This is a genomic window from Hirschia litorea (assembly GCF_042665075.1).
GTDB classification, from domain to species: Bacteria; Pseudomonadota; Alphaproteobacteria; order Caulobacterales; family Hyphomonadaceae; genus Hirschia; species Hirschia litorea.
Window position 1 is genome coordinate 1,434,961 of record NZ_JBHTBR010000002.1, and the last position, 17,616, is coordinate 1,452,576.

The 17,616-nt window shown below is 47.1% G+C and carries 17 protein-coding genes; 7 read left to right on the forward strand and 10 right to left on the reverse strand.

The annotated features are described in order from the left end of the window. Positions 1-3 precede the first annotated feature (3 nt). From ACFQS8_RS06740 to ACFQS8_RS06755, 4 genes are all read right to left on the reverse strand, one after another. Complete coding sequence (locus tag ACFQS8_RS06740; protein WP_382166500.1) at positions 4-1,197, reverse strand: esterase-like activity of phytase family protein; 1,194 nt, start codon at positions 1,195-1,197, stop codon at positions 4-6. After that, complete coding sequence (cobT, locus tag ACFQS8_RS06745) at positions 1,190-3,133, reverse strand: cobaltochelatase subunit CobT (RefSeq protein WP_382166501.1); 1,944 nt, start codon at positions 3,131-3,133, stop codon at positions 1,190-1,192. Before cobT ends, ACFQS8_RS06740 begins: the two co-directional genes overlap by 8 nt. Positions 3,134-3,184: 51 nt before the next feature. Next, positions 3,185-4,165 carry a cobaltochelatase subunit CobS gene (gene cobS / locus ACFQS8_RS06750; protein ID WP_382166502.1) on the reverse strand — a complete coding sequence of 327 codons (981 nt, stop codon included), beginning with the start codon at positions 4,163-4,165 and terminating at the stop codon, positions 3,185-3,187. Positions 4,166-4,307: 142 nt separating this feature from the next. Next, a complete protein-coding gene (locus ACFQS8_RS06755; protein ID WP_382166503.1) occupies positions 4,308-4,979 on the reverse strand; it encodes a DnaJ domain-containing protein in 672 nt (223 codons plus the stop codon). Between the two features lie 39 nt (positions 4,980-5,018). On the opposite strand from ACFQS8_RS06755, the gene ACFQS8_RS06760 reads away from it, so the two are divergent. Continuing rightward, positions 5,019-5,285 (forward strand): BolA family protein, encoded by a 267-nt coding sequence (locus ACFQS8_RS06760; RefSeq protein ID WP_382166504.1) that lies wholly within the window; start codon positions 5,019-5,021, stop codon positions 5,283-5,285. A gap of 248 nt (positions 5,286-5,533) precedes the next feature. Here the strand turns inward: ACFQS8_RS06760 and ACFQS8_RS06765 are convergent, their stop codons facing one another. From ACFQS8_RS06765 to ACFQS8_RS06780, 4 genes are all read right to left on the reverse strand, one after another. After that, the gene (locus tag ACFQS8_RS06765) at positions 5,534-6,277 is read right to left on the reverse strand and encodes a helix-turn-helix transcriptional regulator (protein WP_382166505.1); all 744 of its coding nucleotides are present in this window, start codon (positions 6,275-6,277) and stop codon (positions 5,534-5,536) included. A 102-nt stretch (positions 6,278-6,379) separates the two neighbouring features. After that, positions 6,380-7,651, reverse strand: coding sequence for an HlyC/CorC family transporter (locus ACFQS8_RS06770; RefSeq protein ID WP_382166506.1), 1,272 nt, complete (start codon positions 7,649-7,651; stop codon positions 6,380-6,382). 10 nt (positions 7,652-7,661) lie between these two features. Then, positions 7,662-8,819: a 3-dehydroquinate synthase gene (gene aroB, locus ACFQS8_RS06775; RefSeq protein ID WP_382166507.1), complete on the reverse strand. Its 1,158-nt coding sequence runs from the start codon at positions 8,817-8,819 to the stop codon at positions 7,662-7,664. A gap of 17 nt (positions 8,820-8,836) precedes the next feature. Then, a complete protein-coding gene (locus ACFQS8_RS06780) occupies positions 8,837-9,394 on the reverse strand; it encodes a shikimate kinase (protein WP_382166596.1) in 558 nt (185 codons plus the stop codon). 80 nt (positions 9,395-9,474) lie between these two features. Here ACFQS8_RS06780 and ACFQS8_RS06785 point away from each other — a divergent pair, with 80 nt between their 5' ends. The 5 genes from ACFQS8_RS06785 (at position 9,475) to ACFQS8_RS06805 (ending at position 14,689) form a co-directional block, all read left to right on the forward strand. Continuing rightward, positions 9,475-9,654 (forward strand): hypothetical protein, encoded by a 180-nt coding sequence (locus tag ACFQS8_RS06785; protein WP_382166508.1) that lies wholly within the window; start codon positions 9,475-9,477, stop codon positions 9,652-9,654. Beyond that, positions 9,638-11,587 (forward strand): hypothetical protein, encoded by a 1,950-nt coding sequence (locus tag ACFQS8_RS06790; protein WP_382166510.1) that lies wholly within the window; start codon positions 9,638-9,640, stop codon positions 11,585-11,587. The genes ACFQS8_RS06785 and ACFQS8_RS06790 overlap by 17 nt, the downstream gene beginning before the upstream one ends. Positions 11,588-11,635: 48 nt before the next feature. After that, on the forward strand, positions 11,636-12,571 hold the full coding sequence (locus ACFQS8_RS06795; protein WP_382166511.1) for a tyrosine recombinase: 936 nt from the start codon (positions 11,636-11,638) through the stop codon (positions 12,569-12,571). Between the two features lie 114 nt (positions 12,572-12,685). After that, positions 12,686-13,744, forward strand: a complete 1,059-nt coding sequence (locus ACFQS8_RS06800; RefSeq protein WP_382166512.1) for an HpcH/HpaI aldolase/citrate lyase family protein — start codon at positions 12,686-12,688, stop codon at positions 13,742-13,744. Positions 13,745-13,900: 156 nt separating this feature from the next. After that, complete coding sequence (locus ACFQS8_RS06805) at positions 13,901-14,689, forward strand: thioesterase family protein (RefSeq protein ID WP_382166513.1); 789 nt, start codon at positions 13,901-13,903, stop codon at positions 14,687-14,689. Between the two features lie 11 nt (positions 14,690-14,700). On the opposite strand, the gene ACFQS8_RS06810 is transcribed toward ACFQS8_RS06805, so the two are convergent. Both ACFQS8_RS06810 and rpmB read right to left on the reverse strand, forming a co-directional pair. Further along, positions 14,701-15,816, reverse strand: coding sequence for an amidohydrolase family protein (locus ACFQS8_RS06810; protein WP_382166514.1), 1,116 nt, complete (start codon positions 15,814-15,816; stop codon positions 14,701-14,703). 140 nt (positions 15,817-15,956) lie between these two features. Further along, positions 15,957-16,253: a 50S ribosomal protein L28 gene (gene rpmB / locus ACFQS8_RS06815; protein ID WP_382166515.1), complete on the reverse strand. Its 297-nt coding sequence runs from the start codon at positions 16,251-16,253 to the stop codon at positions 15,957-15,959. A 348-nt stretch (positions 16,254-16,601) separates the two neighbouring features. Here rpmB and ACFQS8_RS06820 point away from each other — a divergent pair, with 348 nt between their 5' ends. After that, positions 16,602-17,561, forward strand: a complete 960-nt coding sequence (locus ACFQS8_RS06820; RefSeq protein WP_382166516.1) for a DUF3108 domain-containing protein — start codon at positions 16,602-16,604, stop codon at positions 17,559-17,561. Positions 17,562-17,616: the final 55 nt, after the last annotated feature.

Genomic DNA, 17,616 nt, shown 5'->3' on the forward strand with positions numbered 1-17,616 from the left:
TACTCAATAACCCTTTGGTACTACATTGAAAATGAGCAATAGACTTCTCTGTTTAGGAGAAAAATTATCATCAGATACAATGAATAAACGAATATTCCCATCTTCATCCCGTCTGACACTAATCCCTTCGAAATTATCCGTCACCCCCGGCAACTTCAAACTAAGTAACTCAACCGACTCACCCAGTATATATTCACCGCCCTCATTCCGAGAAACTTGCGTCTGCAACACATTTATTTGTGCCCCAGTTAGTGGCGAATAATAGCGATGCAAGGAATACAACTCACCTGAATTCTGACTCCGTGCCAGATAGTCACTTCCCGTTATTTGTTTAGAATTACCCGCATCAAGACGCCCCCTAAAATCAGCCATACCAACTTTCGGACTAAATGATAGTTGAGCCTTTCCATCATCCAAGGTCTCGACACCCATAATCAGCCCACCAATATCAGTAAGCGCAAGTGCTTCCATTCCACCATTGTCGCGAATACCAGCAACATTATCCCTATCTTTATCCAGCGTAAAAACACGGCTTCCACGCGCATTGGCACCACATGTCTCAAGATCAAAGGCTTCTATTCGGTGTTCACGTTCAAATGAAACAAACGCCAAACCGTTATCAACCGCCAGACCTTCAGAATCTGCATCCGCTTTATTGTCATACGGATTGCCATTCGCGTCCCGCATCATACTGATTTGGGCAGATACCGGCTGCAAATGATCATATTCATCCATACCAATCCAAAGGAAATCCCCTTGGTCCGTCACAGCCAAAAGGTCGCCTGAATTCAGAGTATCAATTCCTGAAATTCCACCAAATCTCGGATTATCGCTGGTGAGGTGATACCCCGCGACGAATTCTACCCTTGGCAGGCGTGTCCCTTTTAGGAAATGTCTGGAACCGGTATCGCGCACTTCAACTTTATGAGCTTGCAAACTTATAGTTTCCGGCGTGACATAGGGCGTGCCATCTGGACAGGAAGCTCGATAATGCGCACCGGACTGCTCACCCAATAACCAACGTTTCTCAGCGACTTTATTGTGATCATCTAAGATCTGAGAAACATCCGGCACCGCTTTCACCGCATTTGTTTTTTCTGATTGAGATGCACATCCAGCTAAAACAATCGCGCCAACCAACAAAGAGACAACAGGCAAAGGAGACGTCCAAATATTGTTTTGTGACACTTTAAACATCCCTAGATTTTGCGCGTTTTATCCCTTTTAAAGGACTCTCTTTTGTCGTTGCTATAGCCGCACCGCGTTTAGGTTTCACGACAGCTTCACCCTTTTGCGGACCTTCATCATCGAACAATTCAGCGAGTTTATCTGTCATAGCGCCGCCCAATTGCTCAGCATCCACAATAGTGACAGCGCGGCGATAATAACGCGTCACATCATGTCCGATACCGATCGCCAACAACTCAACAGGTGAACGCGTTTCAATATATTCAATAACTTCTCGCAAGTGCGTTTCAAGATAACTTCCAGTATTTACGGATAAAGTTGAGTCATCTACCGGCGCACCATCAGAAATCACCATAAGAATACGGCGTTGCTCAGGACGCCCCATCAATCGGTCATGTGCCCAAATCAACGCTTCACCATCAATGTTTTCTTTGAGCAAACCTTCGCGCATCATCAAACCGAGATTCTTACGCACGCGCCTCCAAGGCGCATCAGCACTCTTGTACACGATATGGCGCAAATCATTTAGTCGCCCTGGATTGGATGGCTTGCCTGAATTGATCCACTCTTCACGCGCCAACCCGCCTTTCCACGCTTTTGTCGTAAAGCCCAGAATTTCAACTTTCACGCCACACCGCTCCAATGTGCGGGCAAGTATATCCGCACATAAGGCAGCAACCATAATTGGCCGACCGCGCATAGAGCCAGAATTATCCAGCAATAATGTCACAACAGTATCGCGGAAATTAGAGTCATCCTCCTGCATAAAGGACAGCGGAGATGTTGGGTCTACCAGTACACGTGTTAGACGTGCCGTATCCAAAATACCTTCTTCGAGGTCAAACTGCCAAGAACGACTTTGTTGCGCCATCAAACGCCGCTGCAACCGGTTAGCCAGACGAGACACCGCCCCCTGCAATCCTTGCAATTGGGTATCTAGGTAAGAACGCAAACGCCCCAACTCTTCAGGATCACATAGCGTCTCTGCCGGAGCCACTTCATCATATTGCGTTGAAAAGGCTTTGTACTGTGTCGAAGATAAATCATCACCAGCTTGGTAATTTGGTCGTACTGGTTGTGAACCTTCATCTAGTTCAGGCGCATCATCTTCCGACCCCAGATCGGTTTCTGCTTCCATCGCCATTGCAGCTTCACTATCAGTGTCGCTCTCGACTTCTTCTTCGTCTAAATTTTCAGAACCTTCGCTCTGGGATTGTTCATCACCAGATACATCATTGTTCTCGTCTTCGTCAGGCGATTCATCGGCTTCTTCAGTTTCTTGGCCTTGATCTTCAGACTCATCTGCAGGCGAGATTTCATCTCCAAGATCTAAATCTTGTAGCAATTGACGAACGGCATTTGCAAAATCAGCTTGGTTTTGCATAGAGTTCGCCAACGCATCTACCGCACCTGAAGCGCGTCTCAACACATCCTCTCGCCAAAAATCTGCAATATGTTCAGCGGCCTCCGGTAAAGGTCGGCCCGTCAACTTTTCTCGCAACAAAAACTCAATGGCATCTGCTTGAGAAACTTTTGTTCGGTCTTCAATATTTAGGTATTCTGCCCGTTCACATCGCGCTTCTAAAATCGCATCTAAGTTAGACGCAACTCCATCCATCGCTTTAGCGCCAATAGAATCAATCCGCGCACGTTCGGCAGCTTCATAAATAGCAATGCCTTCTTCAGATTCCGGCATATTCGCGGCATAGGCTGTTGCATCATGATAACGCTTTTTCAGCGCCAACATGTCCGCCTCTCCACGTGCAAGTGCAGCACTTCCAGCGTTCAGCTTGCGCGGAGGACTATTGAGTATAATTCGGTCACCAGCCACGCGGCCGCCGTCAGCAGAAAACGCGACTTCCACACCTTTTTCTGCTGCAAGTGAAGCAGTTGTAACGGCCAAGGCCGAACGGAAAACCTCTTGTGGATCAGCGGGCTTACTCATAGGCGAAATGTTTTCTCCGAAGAGGAATAAGTAATTTGGATCAAAATTCGATTAGGCATTCATCCCAAGCACACTTTCAGGAAGTTCCTCTCCAAATGCCCGTTGGTAGAACTCAGCAACGATCGGACGCTCCAGCTCGTCACATTTGTTGATGAATGTCATACGGAAGGCCGTTGGCACATCTCCAAAAATGGTTGCATTTTCTGCCCATGTAATCACAGTCCGTGGGCTCATCACGGTTGAAATATCGCCATTGATAAAGGCTGAACGCGATAAGTCCGCCACATGCACCATTTTAGAGATAATTTCTTTGTCCATATTGGGAACTTTCGCAGATACTATTTCTGCCTCAACATCATGTTCCAAATAGTTCAATGTGGTCACAATAGACCAACGGTCCATCTGGCCTTGGTTTAGCTGCTGTGTTCCGTGATAAAGCCCAGTTGTATCTCCTAAACCAATTGTATTCGTCGTAGAGAATAAACGGAAGAAATTGTGCGGACGCATCACTTTATTCTGGTCAAGCAATGTCAGCTGTCCAGATGCCTCAAGAATACGCTGAATAACAAACATAACATCGGGACGCCCCGCATCATATTCGTCAAACACAAGCGCGATTGGTCGTTGCAAAGCCCAAGGCAAAATCCCTTCGCGGAATTCTGTGATCTGCTTTCCATCCTTCAAAACGATCGCATCTTTACCCACAAGATCAATACGCGACACGTGGCTATCAAGGTTGATCCGCATTAAGGGCCAGTTCAAACGCGCAGCAATTTGCTCAATGTGCGTAGATTTACCCGTGCCGTGAAACCCTTGCACCATCACACGGCGATTGTGCATAAAACCCGCAAGAATTGCGCGTGTCGTTAGTGGATCGAAACGATATGTTTCATCTAAATCCGGAACATAAGATGAGCGCTCTGGAAACGCTGGGGCTGTACCCTCCAGATCAATATCAAAAGTATCACGAATGGAGACTTCAACTGTCGGGGCAAGACCTTTTAATTCTTCAGATGCATCAGTAACGGACATGGGACCACGCAATAGTAATTATTCAAATCGTCGCCACCTTAGAGTGCCGTACGAAATGTTTCAAACGGTAAGATCAAGTTAAATGAACTTATGAGGAAATGAGAGGCGACATTTTAGCATAAATGCATGTCGCCTCTTAAAATTAAGTCAGACCAGCAGCTTTTAAGGTTTTAAAAGCACGCATAACCTGCGCCAAACGGTGCTCTTGAGAACGATCACCGCCATTAGAGTCAGGGTGACATTCTTTAATGATACGCGAATAAGTCACTTTAATATGTTTGGCATCCGCGTTGTGCGGCAATCCAAGTTCTTCAAGCGCTTTAATCTGCAGTCGGGTGCGCTCCGGCTTGTCTTTAGCAGATGATGGGCGAATAGGATTTCCCGCACCATCAAATTCATGGCGCCCATTATAGCGTCGCGCCCGCAGGGCCTCAGCAGCACTCGTACCACCCACTGGCCCTGTACCAAATTTCCAAGTCTTCTGATGACCCGCGTCTTCAGAATTTCGGAACGACAAATATTCAGCTTCTGTCATGCCATCAAAGAAATTATACTGTTTGTTGAATTCAGACGCATGGCGCTGACAAAACCAGTGAAAATCTTCATCGCGTTTACGTTTACGCTTCAAAGCAGCCGCTGTCTGCTTTGGTGCTTTACAATCTCCGGGCTTGTCACATCCTTTATGCTCACACACTTTGTCTGAGACAGGCTGCTTATTGCGCACGTTCTTACGCCCGCGGTGGCCGGGAGGTTTAATTCGAATATCCACGAACTTTGCGCGGAAACCATCTTTTGAGTCTTCAGTTTCTGACATAAGACCTTAAATGACCTACCTTCGCTAAAGGATCAAGAATTGACAAATCGACAAAACCGTATCCGCACTGCACTTTCAACCGCTCTAGCTCCCGACTTTTTAGAAGTCGATGATGAGTCTGCTTTACATGCAGGTCATGCAGGCGCTAGCCCAGCTGGCGAGACACACTACAGCATTAAAGTCTGGTCCAAAAGCTTTGAAGGGCTGAACAGGGTCGAAATTCACAGAAAAATTAACGAAACGCTGCAATCAGAGTTCGATTCTGGACTGCACGCGCTTTCAATTAAGGTCATTCGTCCAACATAAATGGGATATGCACGAATGACATCATCCATCTCGTGCAATAAGTCAGCGCTGCATAAGCTTGCAGCCACTGCAACGATTCGCGTTCAATATTTGGAAAAGCGAGTAATTAAACCTTCTCAAAGGGGCAAACCGATTGAGAAGGTCAAGCTTACGTCCCCCCCAACCAGAGAGGCATTACTCGGCATCTTTATCCCCTACTTCACCCCACTTCGCAACTAGGGAAATCCCTAGTTTTTGTAGATTGTAAGCTATTTTGTTTTTATTGTGCGAGATATCATTCCCTTACCTCGCGCAATGCTAATTGCCTGCGACGTTGATCGCGCATCCAATTGCTTACGAATTTTGGTAAGATGCCCCTCAACGGCTTTCACACTGATAGATAAAAGCTCCGCTGCTTCTTTATCTGTGCGTCCTTCAGCTTTATATTGCAAAACCTCAAGCTGACGCGGTGTCAGATCATGATCCTTCAACGGAACACCCACCCGCCTATTTAGCAACAGAGCACCTTCTTGGACAAAGCGCGTACTCGCAAAATCAAACATAATCCGCACATCCGGACTTCGATCTATCTTTTGTCCATATAAAGACACCAAATAATAAGAACCGTTCAGTGTTGGAACTAATCGGCTATATCCATCCGCATAACCAAATCGGCGCGCATCAGCCATCACTCTTTCGCCGGCTTCATCTGTTGGAAAATCAGCCAATTGCTCATCCCAATATCCCGCATCATGCCCTTTTAGGAGAGCTGCAAATATTGGATCTGAATCAAAGTAATTATTCTGCGCATAGTGACGCGCCCACTCGGCGGGCCACTCGCCAAATCCACGCCGAATTTTGGAGTCCCCACCGATGACTGCCCAAGCTGAACTAGCAACAACACCATAGGGCTGAATTAGGTCTTGAAAACAACGCGCCAACTCCGGAACGGTTACGCATTCCTTCGCTTTTTTTGCAAAGCTAAATGTCTCTTCCGCTATTGTATTGGGCATTTCCTCACCTCTTTTTGGTAATTGTGCCGCAAACTTTTTGACATAAAATCAAATCAGGCAAAACTCATTTTCGGTTGCAATCCCCCTCATCGCCTCTTCAGTCTACAGATTTTCATCCAAACGTACACGCAAACCGGTAATTTGGTTGCGATGCTTGCGTAATATTTCAAACTGATACCCGTGGAACACAAATCTGCGTCCAGGTTCAGGGATTGTCTGCGTTTCGTGAATTACCAATCCGGCAACGGTCACGGCCTCATCATCCGGCAAGTTCCAATCCATCGCACGATTCAAGTCTCGAATCGGTGCCCAACCATCCACAAACACAGACCCATCTGGCTGAGGGCGCACCCCCTCAACAGTCACATCATGCTCATCGCGGATTTCACCCACAATTTCTTCCAGAATATCTTCAAGCGTCACCAACCCCATAATCGCACCATATTCATCAACAACGATGGAGAAGTGTGTTTGGTTTTTTTGGAAATGGCTCAATTGATCCTGAAGAGATGTTGTCTCAGGCGTAAAATGGGCTTTGCGTTTAATTTTATCGATATCCAAGCTCGAAAAATCACCCTCAGCATCCATAATCGCGAGCAATAAGTCTTTTGCGTGCAAAATCCCGATGACTTCTTCTTTATCACCCCGATAAAGTGGCAATCGTGTGTGCGTACTCTCCAAAGCTTGGCGCAAAATATCTTCTGGGGGCAAAGACGCATCAATCATAAAGATTGATTTTCTATGCACCATCACATCTTCAACCGTCAGCTCTTTAAGATCGAGCACGCCGCCTAGACGGTGCTTATCTTCAACTTCCACATTCCCATCAACCACATGCATATCAATTGCACCGCGAATTTCATCAACAGGTGAGAACGCATCAGCCTCTGTTTTAACGCCAAACACAGATAACGTGCCGCGCACTACGATTTGCACAAAACGCACGACGGGCTTCAATATCAAAACCAAAACAGATATAGGCCCAGATACTGCCATCGCAGTGCGGTCAGCATTATTCAGTGCGTAGGTTTTTGGCATAACTTCGGAGAAAACAAGCACGAGCACCGTCATAGCTGCGGTTGCCACAGCCACACCATTTGCACCAAATATTTTCAAAAGATAGGAGGTCGCAATAGATGTTGCGAGGATGTTGACGAGGTTGTTTCCCAAGAGAATAGACCCGATCAACCCTTCTTGGTTTGTCAGCAAATTGACAACGCGCTTTGCACCCTTCTTGCCTTCTTTATCAAGGCTCAACATTCGTGCACGAGATGCCGCTGTTAACGCAGTTTCTGATCCAGAAAAGAACCCAGACAAACACAATAAGATAATAACAATGACCGGTGGAAGCACCAGACTCAAATCAATATTCATATTGTTTTATTTAGACCGCCGTTTCAGTTTTCAAAAATGCGAGCAAATGCTCTACGTCTACTTGCTTCTCAATATAAGACTGACCAATTCCCTTAGCGAGAATTAAAGTAAGTTTACCTTGCTCCGCCTTCTTATCATGCATCATGTGTTCCAACAGTGCATTCGCTTCATAAGGGCCGCCGGCCAATTTGCGTACATCTGTTTCAAGACCAAGTGCTAAAATGCCTTTTTCAGCACGATCAGCTTCTTGTCCAGAACATAATCCCAAAGCTTGAGAATAGCGCATCGCCATCGCCATACCACAGCCCACAGCTTCGCCATGTAATAAAGCAGGCCCAAATCCATTTGCACGCTCTAGCGCATGAGCAAATGTATGCCCCAAATTCAAAAGCGCACGCTTGCCGCGTTCGGTTTCATCTTCTGATACAATACGGGCCTTAGATTCGCACGAAACACGCACCGCCTCGGCCAAAGCTTCTGGAGACGCAGCATTTAGCTTCTCGGCATTTAACTCGATATATTCAAAAAAGCTCAAATCATCAATCAACCCATATTTGATGACTTCAGCTAGTCCTGCTCTCAATTCTCGCACAGGCAATGTCTGCAATACATCTTGGTCGGCAATCACCATTTCTGGCTGATTGAACAAACCAACAAGATTTTTTCCGATTTTAGAATTAATCGCGGTTTTACCGCCCACAGAAGAATCAACTTGGGCCAATAAAGTTGTTGGCACCTGCACGAAACGCATCCCCCGCTTGAGCAATCCTGCAACAAGCCCGGTGAGGTCTCCGATCACGCCGCCGCCAAGCGCAATTACAACATCATTGCGATCCGCACCTTGCGCCATTAATTGATCAATCGTGCTTTCTAAAACCGCAAAGCATTTTGTAGCTTCACCGGCTGGCAACACCACCTCAAACGCTTCGATATTTTGCGTCGCCAATCCAGCTTTTAAAGTGCCCAAATGTACCTTTGCTACATTCTCATCCGTCACAATAAATACGCGCTGTTGTTTCAATATGGGCTTGATCAAACCACCCGCAAGCGACAGCAAACCACTCGCAATATGAATATCATAGCTGCGATCACCCAACGCAACGTTCACGCGCTTGGCCCCACTTGCATTTTCAAGTGCTGCGGAACTCTTGGCAGATGTATCAGTCATGGGGTCAATCTTCTCATTTATATATTCAGGGCAGAACGAACAGCTTCTACGGTAATTTTGTGAGGCCCATCAACTGATACAACCTCATAATCTGCCAATGCATACACTGGCTCTCGTTCAGTTAGAAGATCAGCAAGCACCTGTTTTGGATTTTGTTTTTTCAACAAAGGACGTCCGCCCTTTTTGCTGACCCGTCGCCACAATGTCTCTAGGTCAGCTTTCAGCCACACAGTCACAGCTTTTTCCTGCATAAGTTGGCGTGTCGCTTCATTCATAAAAGCACCACCTCCTGTTGCCAGAACCATGCGAGGCTCATCCAGTAGGCGCTTAATAACGCTCGACTCTCCACGCCGAAATTCTTCTTCGCCATGCTTTGCAAAGATTTCAGGGATTTTCATTGAAGCCGCTTTTTCAACTTCATCATCGCTGTCGTGGAAAGGAATACCTAAAGCTTGAGCTAGTCTTCTCCCTACAGATGACTTGCCTGCACCCATGATACCCACAAGAACAATAGTACATTTATTGGGGTCATGTGCAGTTGAATGCGCATTCGCCGCTTTTTGGTCGTTTTCAATCGATAAACTGTGTGTCACAAAATAGCTCTTTGCCGATAGACTCAATATACGCTTATACAACCCCAAAGACGGGAGCAAACATGCGAAACCACAGAATGGCCGGAAAAAAGCAAAAATCCATGAAACCAAAGCTGATTTTGCTCTTATTGCTTGCCGCAATCGTAACTGGTGGCACTTTTTACTTCGCTGACAAGGCTGAAAAGAACGCACCAACTCCCCAAGAGATTCGTATGGAGGCAACCAATGTTAAAATACGCTAAGCGTTTTTCTGCGTCTTTATTAGTTCTAGCCGCTCTATCAAGTGCGCCATCAAATGCACAAATCGTATCTTCAGGCTCTCTTACCGAAGTAGACCCTTGGGGTGTGGGCTGGAAAAGTTCTAACACTGGCGGTCTGGGATCAAACCTTTGGTCCGCAACAAATGCTTCCAGCGTATATGAATTGCTTGGCTCAATAGATGCCAACCAACTTACACCAGCTCAAGCGAATCTTTTGCGCGCCATTGTGCTCTCTGGCGGCAAGGCTCCAGCTGGTTCAATTGATGAGGCAACAACGGAACGCCTACGCCTACTGCGCGAGCTTGGCGAAACAAAAAATGCAACCAACCTTTTGCAACGCTTCCCAAACGAGTCTTGGTCAGAAGATCCACGCAAATTTGAAGCTGATATGGATTTTGCCACAGGCGATAACAAACGCGCATGCGCCACAGTAGATGCCGCTCCAAGTGATGACAGCTTCTGGCAATCTCTGCGCGCAACATGTTTTGCTCTTGCGGGAAACGCGACTGCCGCAAATCTTTCTGCTGAAATGGCGGTTTCCTCAGGCGAAGAAGACCCTTGGTTATTTGAAGCGGTCTCCGCTGTTGCTGAAGTTATTGCAGGAAATGAAAACACTAAGCTTCCAGCGGCCAACTATTCAACAGGTGCAACAATAGCCCTTTCACTTGCGGCTAAACTCCCTCCTGAAGCTGACTCAGTTACATCTTTGACACCTCAATATGCAGCCTTTCTAGCTCAACGCGCCGATGCACCAGAAGACATTCGCAAAGAAGCTTTACTCTATGCAGCACGTGCAGGTGTCATTGACGCTCAAACAGCACGCAAAGCTCTCATCTCTCCAAAACCGACAGCTCCAACACCAGATCCAAATCTGCCAGCCGACAAACAAGTGTCAGCTGAATCAGACATTATGCGCACACCCCTTGAACGCGCAGTGGATAGTGTCACAAATCCAGATATTGAGCTAAAAGACAAAGCCGTAAAATTAATCGCCGCACTTGTTCCAGCACGTGGCAATGCACAAGAATTTGCACTTCATGCAAAAGTGCTACTTCCTGAACTAAAGTCTATTCCGCAAACGCGCGAGACAGCCCCTTTAAGTCCAGCCTTCGTAGAAGCTGCTTTGGCGGCTGAAGATCTGGCTTTGGCGCAGCGTTGGCGCGATACTATGAACAACCCGTTCGACGACCCGCCACCAGCCCCGATTCAGGCACCTAACACTGGGCTAACACCCACAATACCTGCCCAGCCCCAGACTGGTAGCACAGCCATAGCACCCGCCGGCCAGCCCATCAATTTGGCACAGTCAGCAGGCCAACCTTTGACGTTAGATGAGCAGCTACAAGCGCTCAACAACGCTCAAAACTCAGGCCAGAATTCTACAGCCAATGCCGGTCAATCTCCGCCAAATGGACCGATGACACTTGCCCCCGCTCCAAAGCTTCAACCCATCCTCCATTCAGATTGGGATAAAGCGCGCTTGGATGCACTCATCCTATTGGCAAACCCTAAAAAAGATAACAAAACAAGCGCTAAGGTCGTTTCAAACCTTGTTATTATGGCCGAAACACACCCGATCGAAGCGAACCGCTATCTGTCAATATTGTCCGGTATTGGTTATTTAATGTCTCCGGATGCGCGGGACATTATCGCCAAATATCAAAACACCGCTCCTTCTTTAGAGCAGGTTTTAGCAGACTATAAAATGGCAAATGCGCGCCGAGACAACGCCGTTGGTGAAGCCTCCCTAAGAGCACTCATCACTCTGCGCGATACCACGCCTCAAGATGGTGATCTCATCCCTTATACCAACGCCCTATCAACCCTAGGCCAGAATGGTCTCACAAATAATGCCAAAGCAATCGCATTAGAGGCACTCGCACCTTGGGCACAGAAGCAGAGCAATAATAACTAGAAGAAACAAAAACTTAAACGACAGCTCCACAGAAAGTGATAAAGATAAATGTCTGTGCGCATGGACTTTCGCCGTATAGATGCATTCCTCGAAATGATGAGTGCATCTCGCGGTGCATCACAACATACACTCGATGCCTATCGTCGGGATTTGTCTGATGCATCCGAATTTTTGTGCGGTCACAATGTGGAAAAAGGCTTAGTTTTAGCGGATGGAGAGGCTCTTTCCGCCTATATGAAAGACCTCACTTCGCGCGGCTTAGCAAAGTCCACTTCTGCGCGGAGGTTATCTTCATTGAAGTCCTTCTTTAAATTTGAACTTGAAGAAGGCGAACGCGAGGACGACCCGACATCTCGAATTGATGGCCCGCAAATCATACGCAATGTGCCAGATGTTTTATCTAAAGAAGATGTCGCGGCCCTCATCACCGCCGCCCAAGGCGATACCCCCACAGACATACGCGATCGCTGCATTCTAGAACTTCTCTACAGTGCAGGGCTACGTGCCTCAGAAGCTTGCGAACTCCCCTTATCTTCACTTCCTCGCGGCAAGGATACAGCCTTGATTATACGCGGAAAAGGTGAAAAAGACCGCATCACTCCTTTAGGCAAGCCAGCACGCGATGCCCTCGCGCAATGGCTAAGTGTTCGTGAAGCGTTTTTACCTAAAAATGCTGCACGAAAAATCGCTGAAAAATTTGTATTTCCCTCACGTGGAAAAACAGGCCATTTCACTCGCCGCCGTCTTGCTCAAGTGCTCGAAGAGTTAGCTTTAAAAGCCAACATCCCCGCAAAACGCGTTACACCGCACGCGCTACGCCACGCATTCGCAACACACCTCTTATCTGGTGGCGCGGACTTGCGCGCAGTACAAATGCTGCTTGGCCATGCAGACATTTCGACAACCCAAATTTACACACATGTGATGACAGATGAGCTTCAAAAACTCTTAGAACTTGCTCACCCCATGTCAGATCATCGCTAATCTCGCTCTTTTTACAGTTTAATGCCCGGCCCACCTCGCGAATTGACGCGGTGCAGCATTGCGTTTAATCTCCTCTCCAAAACCAAACAAGAAACCATGTCGGGGAGCTATAAAATGTCGATCTCAAAACCACCGCGCAGCTTTTTCAAGCCACTCGCGATAGGCGCACCCGCACCGTTTCGTGAGCTACCGACGCGAGTAGAGCGCATGATCCACTTCGTGCCGCCTCACATAGAGAAAGTCCGCGCCAAATCTGGAGACATTGCCAAACAAGCTGATGTTGTCCTTGCAAATTTAGAAGACGCGATTCCTTCTGACGCAAAAGAAGCTGCCCGTGCCGGGGCTTTGGATATGGCTGAAAATATAGATTTTTCTTCCACCGGAACAGGTTTCTGGGCTCGCGTTAACTGCCTGAATTCACCTTGGTTTTTAGACGATGTGACCGAATTAGTGACAAAAGCTGGAAATAAGTTAGATGTTATCATGCTGCCCAAGGTCGAAGGTCCTTGGGATATTCATTACGCAGACCAACTTATCGCTCAACTAGAAGCCAAAGCCAGCATTAAACGCCCAATAATGCTCCATGCTATTTTGGAAACCGCTGAAGGCGTTCAAAATGTTGAACAAATATGTTTAGCCTCTCCGCGGATGCACGGTATCTCACTTGGTCCGGCCGACCTTGCCGCCTCTCGCGCCATGAAGACGACTCGTGTTGGCGGCGGTCATCCTTTCTACAAAGTAATAGAAGACCCTCGCAGCGATGATGCGCCCCGTGCTGCTGCGCAACAAGATTTATGGCACTATACAGTCTCTAAAATGGTGGACGCATGTTGCACTGCAGGGATAAAACCATTTTATGGCCCGTTTGCGGATATTGCCGATGTCGAAGCATGTGAGCAGCAATTTAGAAACGCCTTTTTGATGGGGTGCGCCGGCACTTGGTCACTTCATCCAAAGCAAATCGACATTGCGAAACGCGTATTCTCTCCTGATGTCGATGAAGTATTGTTTGCTAAAAAAATCCTCGCCGCCATGCCAGACGGCACCGGCGTTCACATGATTGATGGCAAAATGCAAGACGATGCGACATGGAAGCAAGCCAAAGTTATGGTCGACCTTGCAAGGCAAGTCGCAGAAAAAGACCCCGACCTTGCTTCTGCATATGAATTTTAGCTCTCTATTGCCGCGAGGGAATAGCCATTCCATTCAACATTTTTTGCTATTTCCTCTCCTAACGGCAGGGTTTTCAAGACATTTTTCTTTCGTCATTGTGAATAAACAACCCAAAGAAATACTCGGCATTTTGGGCGCAATGCGAACGGATATTTTATGAACTTTTCAGAGATTCTTGCAAACACGAAGCGTTCCGGCAGCACACTTACATCGCCTATTCCACAAGAGTGGACACAGGGACGCACCGCCTTTGGCGGCCTCACAACAGCACTCGCATATTATGGTGCCCGCGAGCTTACAGATGAAACCCGCGCATTGCGCGGTGCAATGATATCATTTGTTGGGCCAACAACAAATGAAGTCACCATAGAAGCCACGCCTCTTCGTAGCGGTCGCACAACATCCAGCATTCGAGCAGAAATAAAAAGCAACAATATCTCCGCAACAGAAGCTATTTTCACTTTTGCTGACCTTCGCTCCGACTCAAAAATCCACCACAGCCCGCCCGCTTCTCCCGCCCCAACATCTCCGGTCTCTGATTCCAGCCTTGAAGTTATGCGCCCGAACTTCCCCCAATTTTACAATAATTTTGAAGTCTCCCCCTTCCAAGGCATGCCATTTTCAAATGCAAAACAACCAGATATTAGTTGGTGGGTACGCCACAGAGATCCCGCCGCCCACAATAGTCTCGAAGGTCTTTTATCCATCGGAGATGCCCTCGTTCCCGCCTATGGCACCGCTATGCGTGAATGGACACCAATGTCGAGCATGACGTGGATGATAAACTTGCTCACCGACACGGCCACCACTGAGCAAGGTTGGTGGTTGCTACGCTCAACATCTGATAGCGCTGGCGGCGGCTTTACAAGCCAAAATATGACAATATGGAACACATCCGGAGACTGCGTTTTAATGGGACGTCAAATGGTTACGATATTTGGCTAAATATAGCCCAATCACTCACCAAACACAGGAAGCTTTTGCTCTACGGGCGGCCAAGCTTGCGCTCCACCAATTACAGTCATAACAGGCGTAACACCCTCAAGTTCTTCATCTGAAAGCGTCAATAAATCACCTGACATAATGGAAAAGTCGGCAAGCTTTCCAACCTCAATTGAACCAATCATATCATCTCGAAAGCCTGCTTTAGCTGCTTTCAATGTCATATACTCAAGTATATTCTGCCGCTTCTCAGGCGCTTTGCCCACAAAAGCTTGATATACAGGTTCTGCTTGCAACTGAGCCTCACCTTTAAAGGTATTCAGCACAGATGGCTCCAGCATCTCCATTGCGCGCAACAACTCTTCTGGATCAACTTGCGGATCATACAACAGCCCCCAACGCGGATCAGCATCCGGCAAGCTGTCATCCAGCGCAAGCTCCACCTCATCAAGCAGAGCACCAAACCCCGTTGACGGTATTTTGAACATGATCTGAACATGCTGTTTTAATGCAAGCTTTAACAATTGCGGGAGTGTCGGAATGTCTCCACTTTCTCCCAATGGCGGCAAAGGCTTTTCAACATCCAAAACAATCGCACGCGTTTCCACTAAACCACCCGGCGAGACGCCAGGCCCGTAAGTGGCTAAGCTTTCAAAGCCTGCTTGGTTGAGCACATTATAAACCCGCACAGGCAGCTTACGCGCCATCGCCAAGTCTTCCATTATCCGCACATTTTCCGGCAAAACATTATAAGCGTGGATAGTCGTCCAACCTTGCTTTGCATATGCCTGCACAGACGCTTGAATTTGCGTTCCTAGCGCATCGTCAACACCATTCGCGAGTGCACCTGTATGTGTATCTATAAACCCAGGATACATCGCGCCGCCTTTAAGGTCGACCAACCGTGTTTTTGGATGCGTATCCGCCAGCACACTATTGGCATCCCCTACATAGGTAATCCGCATTCCGATTGTTGCCACAGCTTCTGCAATGGGCGCTTCAGGATTGCCAGTATATATGGTGCCGCCCAAATAAATCACATCAGGGCGTTTTTGTCCGCCGCATGCACTCAGCATGAAAACCGCTGCCACAAGCGTGAAGCCGTGAGTCAATAACTGATGGATTTTCATGAATGCATCCTCATTCGCATATTCGCCAACTTGCAATCACATAGACATATATGCGTGCTCAACAAAAGCAAATGCGACAATAAAAAACGCGCCCCGAAATATCAGAGCGCGTTTAAAATTCTTATCGTCGAAATAACGACTTAAGCTGCAGCAGCTTCAGAAGCTTTTTTCGCAAGTTCGCGTTTTACTTTCAACGCTTTGTCGCTGAGGTTTGCATCAGCTTCTTTAGCAAGGAAAGCATCCAAACCACCGCGCTTATCAACTGTGCGAAGCGCAGAAGCAGCGATACGGAATTTGTAATCTTGACCCAATGTTTCAGAGTGCAAAGTTACTTTAACCAAGTTCGGCAAGAAACGACGCTTAGTTCTTAGGTTTGAGTGACTAACGTTGTTGCCTGTGATTGGCTTCTTACCTGTTAGCTCGCATTCGCGTGACATGTGCTTAGTCTCTTATGTTAGCGATGCGCAGCCGCTTCAAACTTAGTGGGCGCGCTCGGTCTATTAAAAATTCGAAGGGCCGGAATTACATGCTTGGAGTTCATTCGTCAACTCCCATCTTATGCTCTTGACGCATAAATCTGGAATTCTTTGCCTTAACCACAAACTTTGGGTATAAATATCGACGATTACATCTCGTCTATATACAACCAACTATTTCATTATGTGACAGGTATTTGATTAAATAGCCAGCTTCGGCGCCACAAAGAGGCTATTTTGTCCGCAAATCGCCATTATGTTCGCCTCTAAACAGTACCTTATTATAGTTTCACTGGAGATTTTCAGCTTATGTCTCGTTTAAAAACCATCCTCACTTCAGGTCTTATCACATCAGGCCTCGTGGTTTTAGCTATGACTAGCCCAAACATCGCGCTTGCTGCGGCTGAAACAAATCCAGCAAAGTCAGACGCAACATTTGTTAGACCTTTGGATACAATCCAAAACGGAAAAGCTCGAAAATTCGTTGTTGAAATGGATGGCTATGTGCCGCCAACAAATTGGCTGCCTCAAATTAAAGGTGGTAAAGCGACAATCACCGCAGAGGTCTATCCTGACCATTATAAAATCATCACACGCGCTAGTGTTGCCGGTATACTTGATTGGTTTATCGACTATTCTTCTACACTGACTTCAGATGGTGAAGTGACAGAAAAAGGCCTTCAACCCCGTTTTTACCGCGCTAAAGACGATGAAGGCCGTAAAAATCGCGTCACAGAGATTAAGCACACTGATGATTTTGTTGAAGTAGAAGTGGTTCCCGCACACGGAAATTTAGGTGACCCCGCCGCGACTATGGAACAAAAACTTGAAGCCATGGACCCTATCTCTGCCCTATTGCAATTGGCCATCGCCCCTGAAGCTGTTCCTGGCAAGCCGTGCAGTGGTGTCGCTAAAGTTTTTGATGGTAAAGCACGTTACAATCTTCACCTTGAAGAAGGTACACATGTTGAGAGTATAGAATCAGAAGCATGGAATGGCCCCGCTTATATTTGTAGCGTGCGCTATGAAGAATTAGCCGGCTACAAGAAGAAATCAGCCGCGCAACGCGCAAAAGAAGCAAAAGACCTTCGCTGGGTCTCTATGACTTTAGCTGACATGGGACCGGGTGAGCTTCGCGTACCTATTAAAATTGAAGCCCGCTCCAACAAGCGTGGTAAGATTACTGTTGTCGCAAGTGAGCTAAAATACGAGCATCTCGACACTGACCATGCAGATGCAACTAAACAAGCTAGCCCAGATCACGGCTAAGGTCTCGACTAAGTTTATTTCGTCGAAATAATACGAAAACTCTCTTGCAAATCAT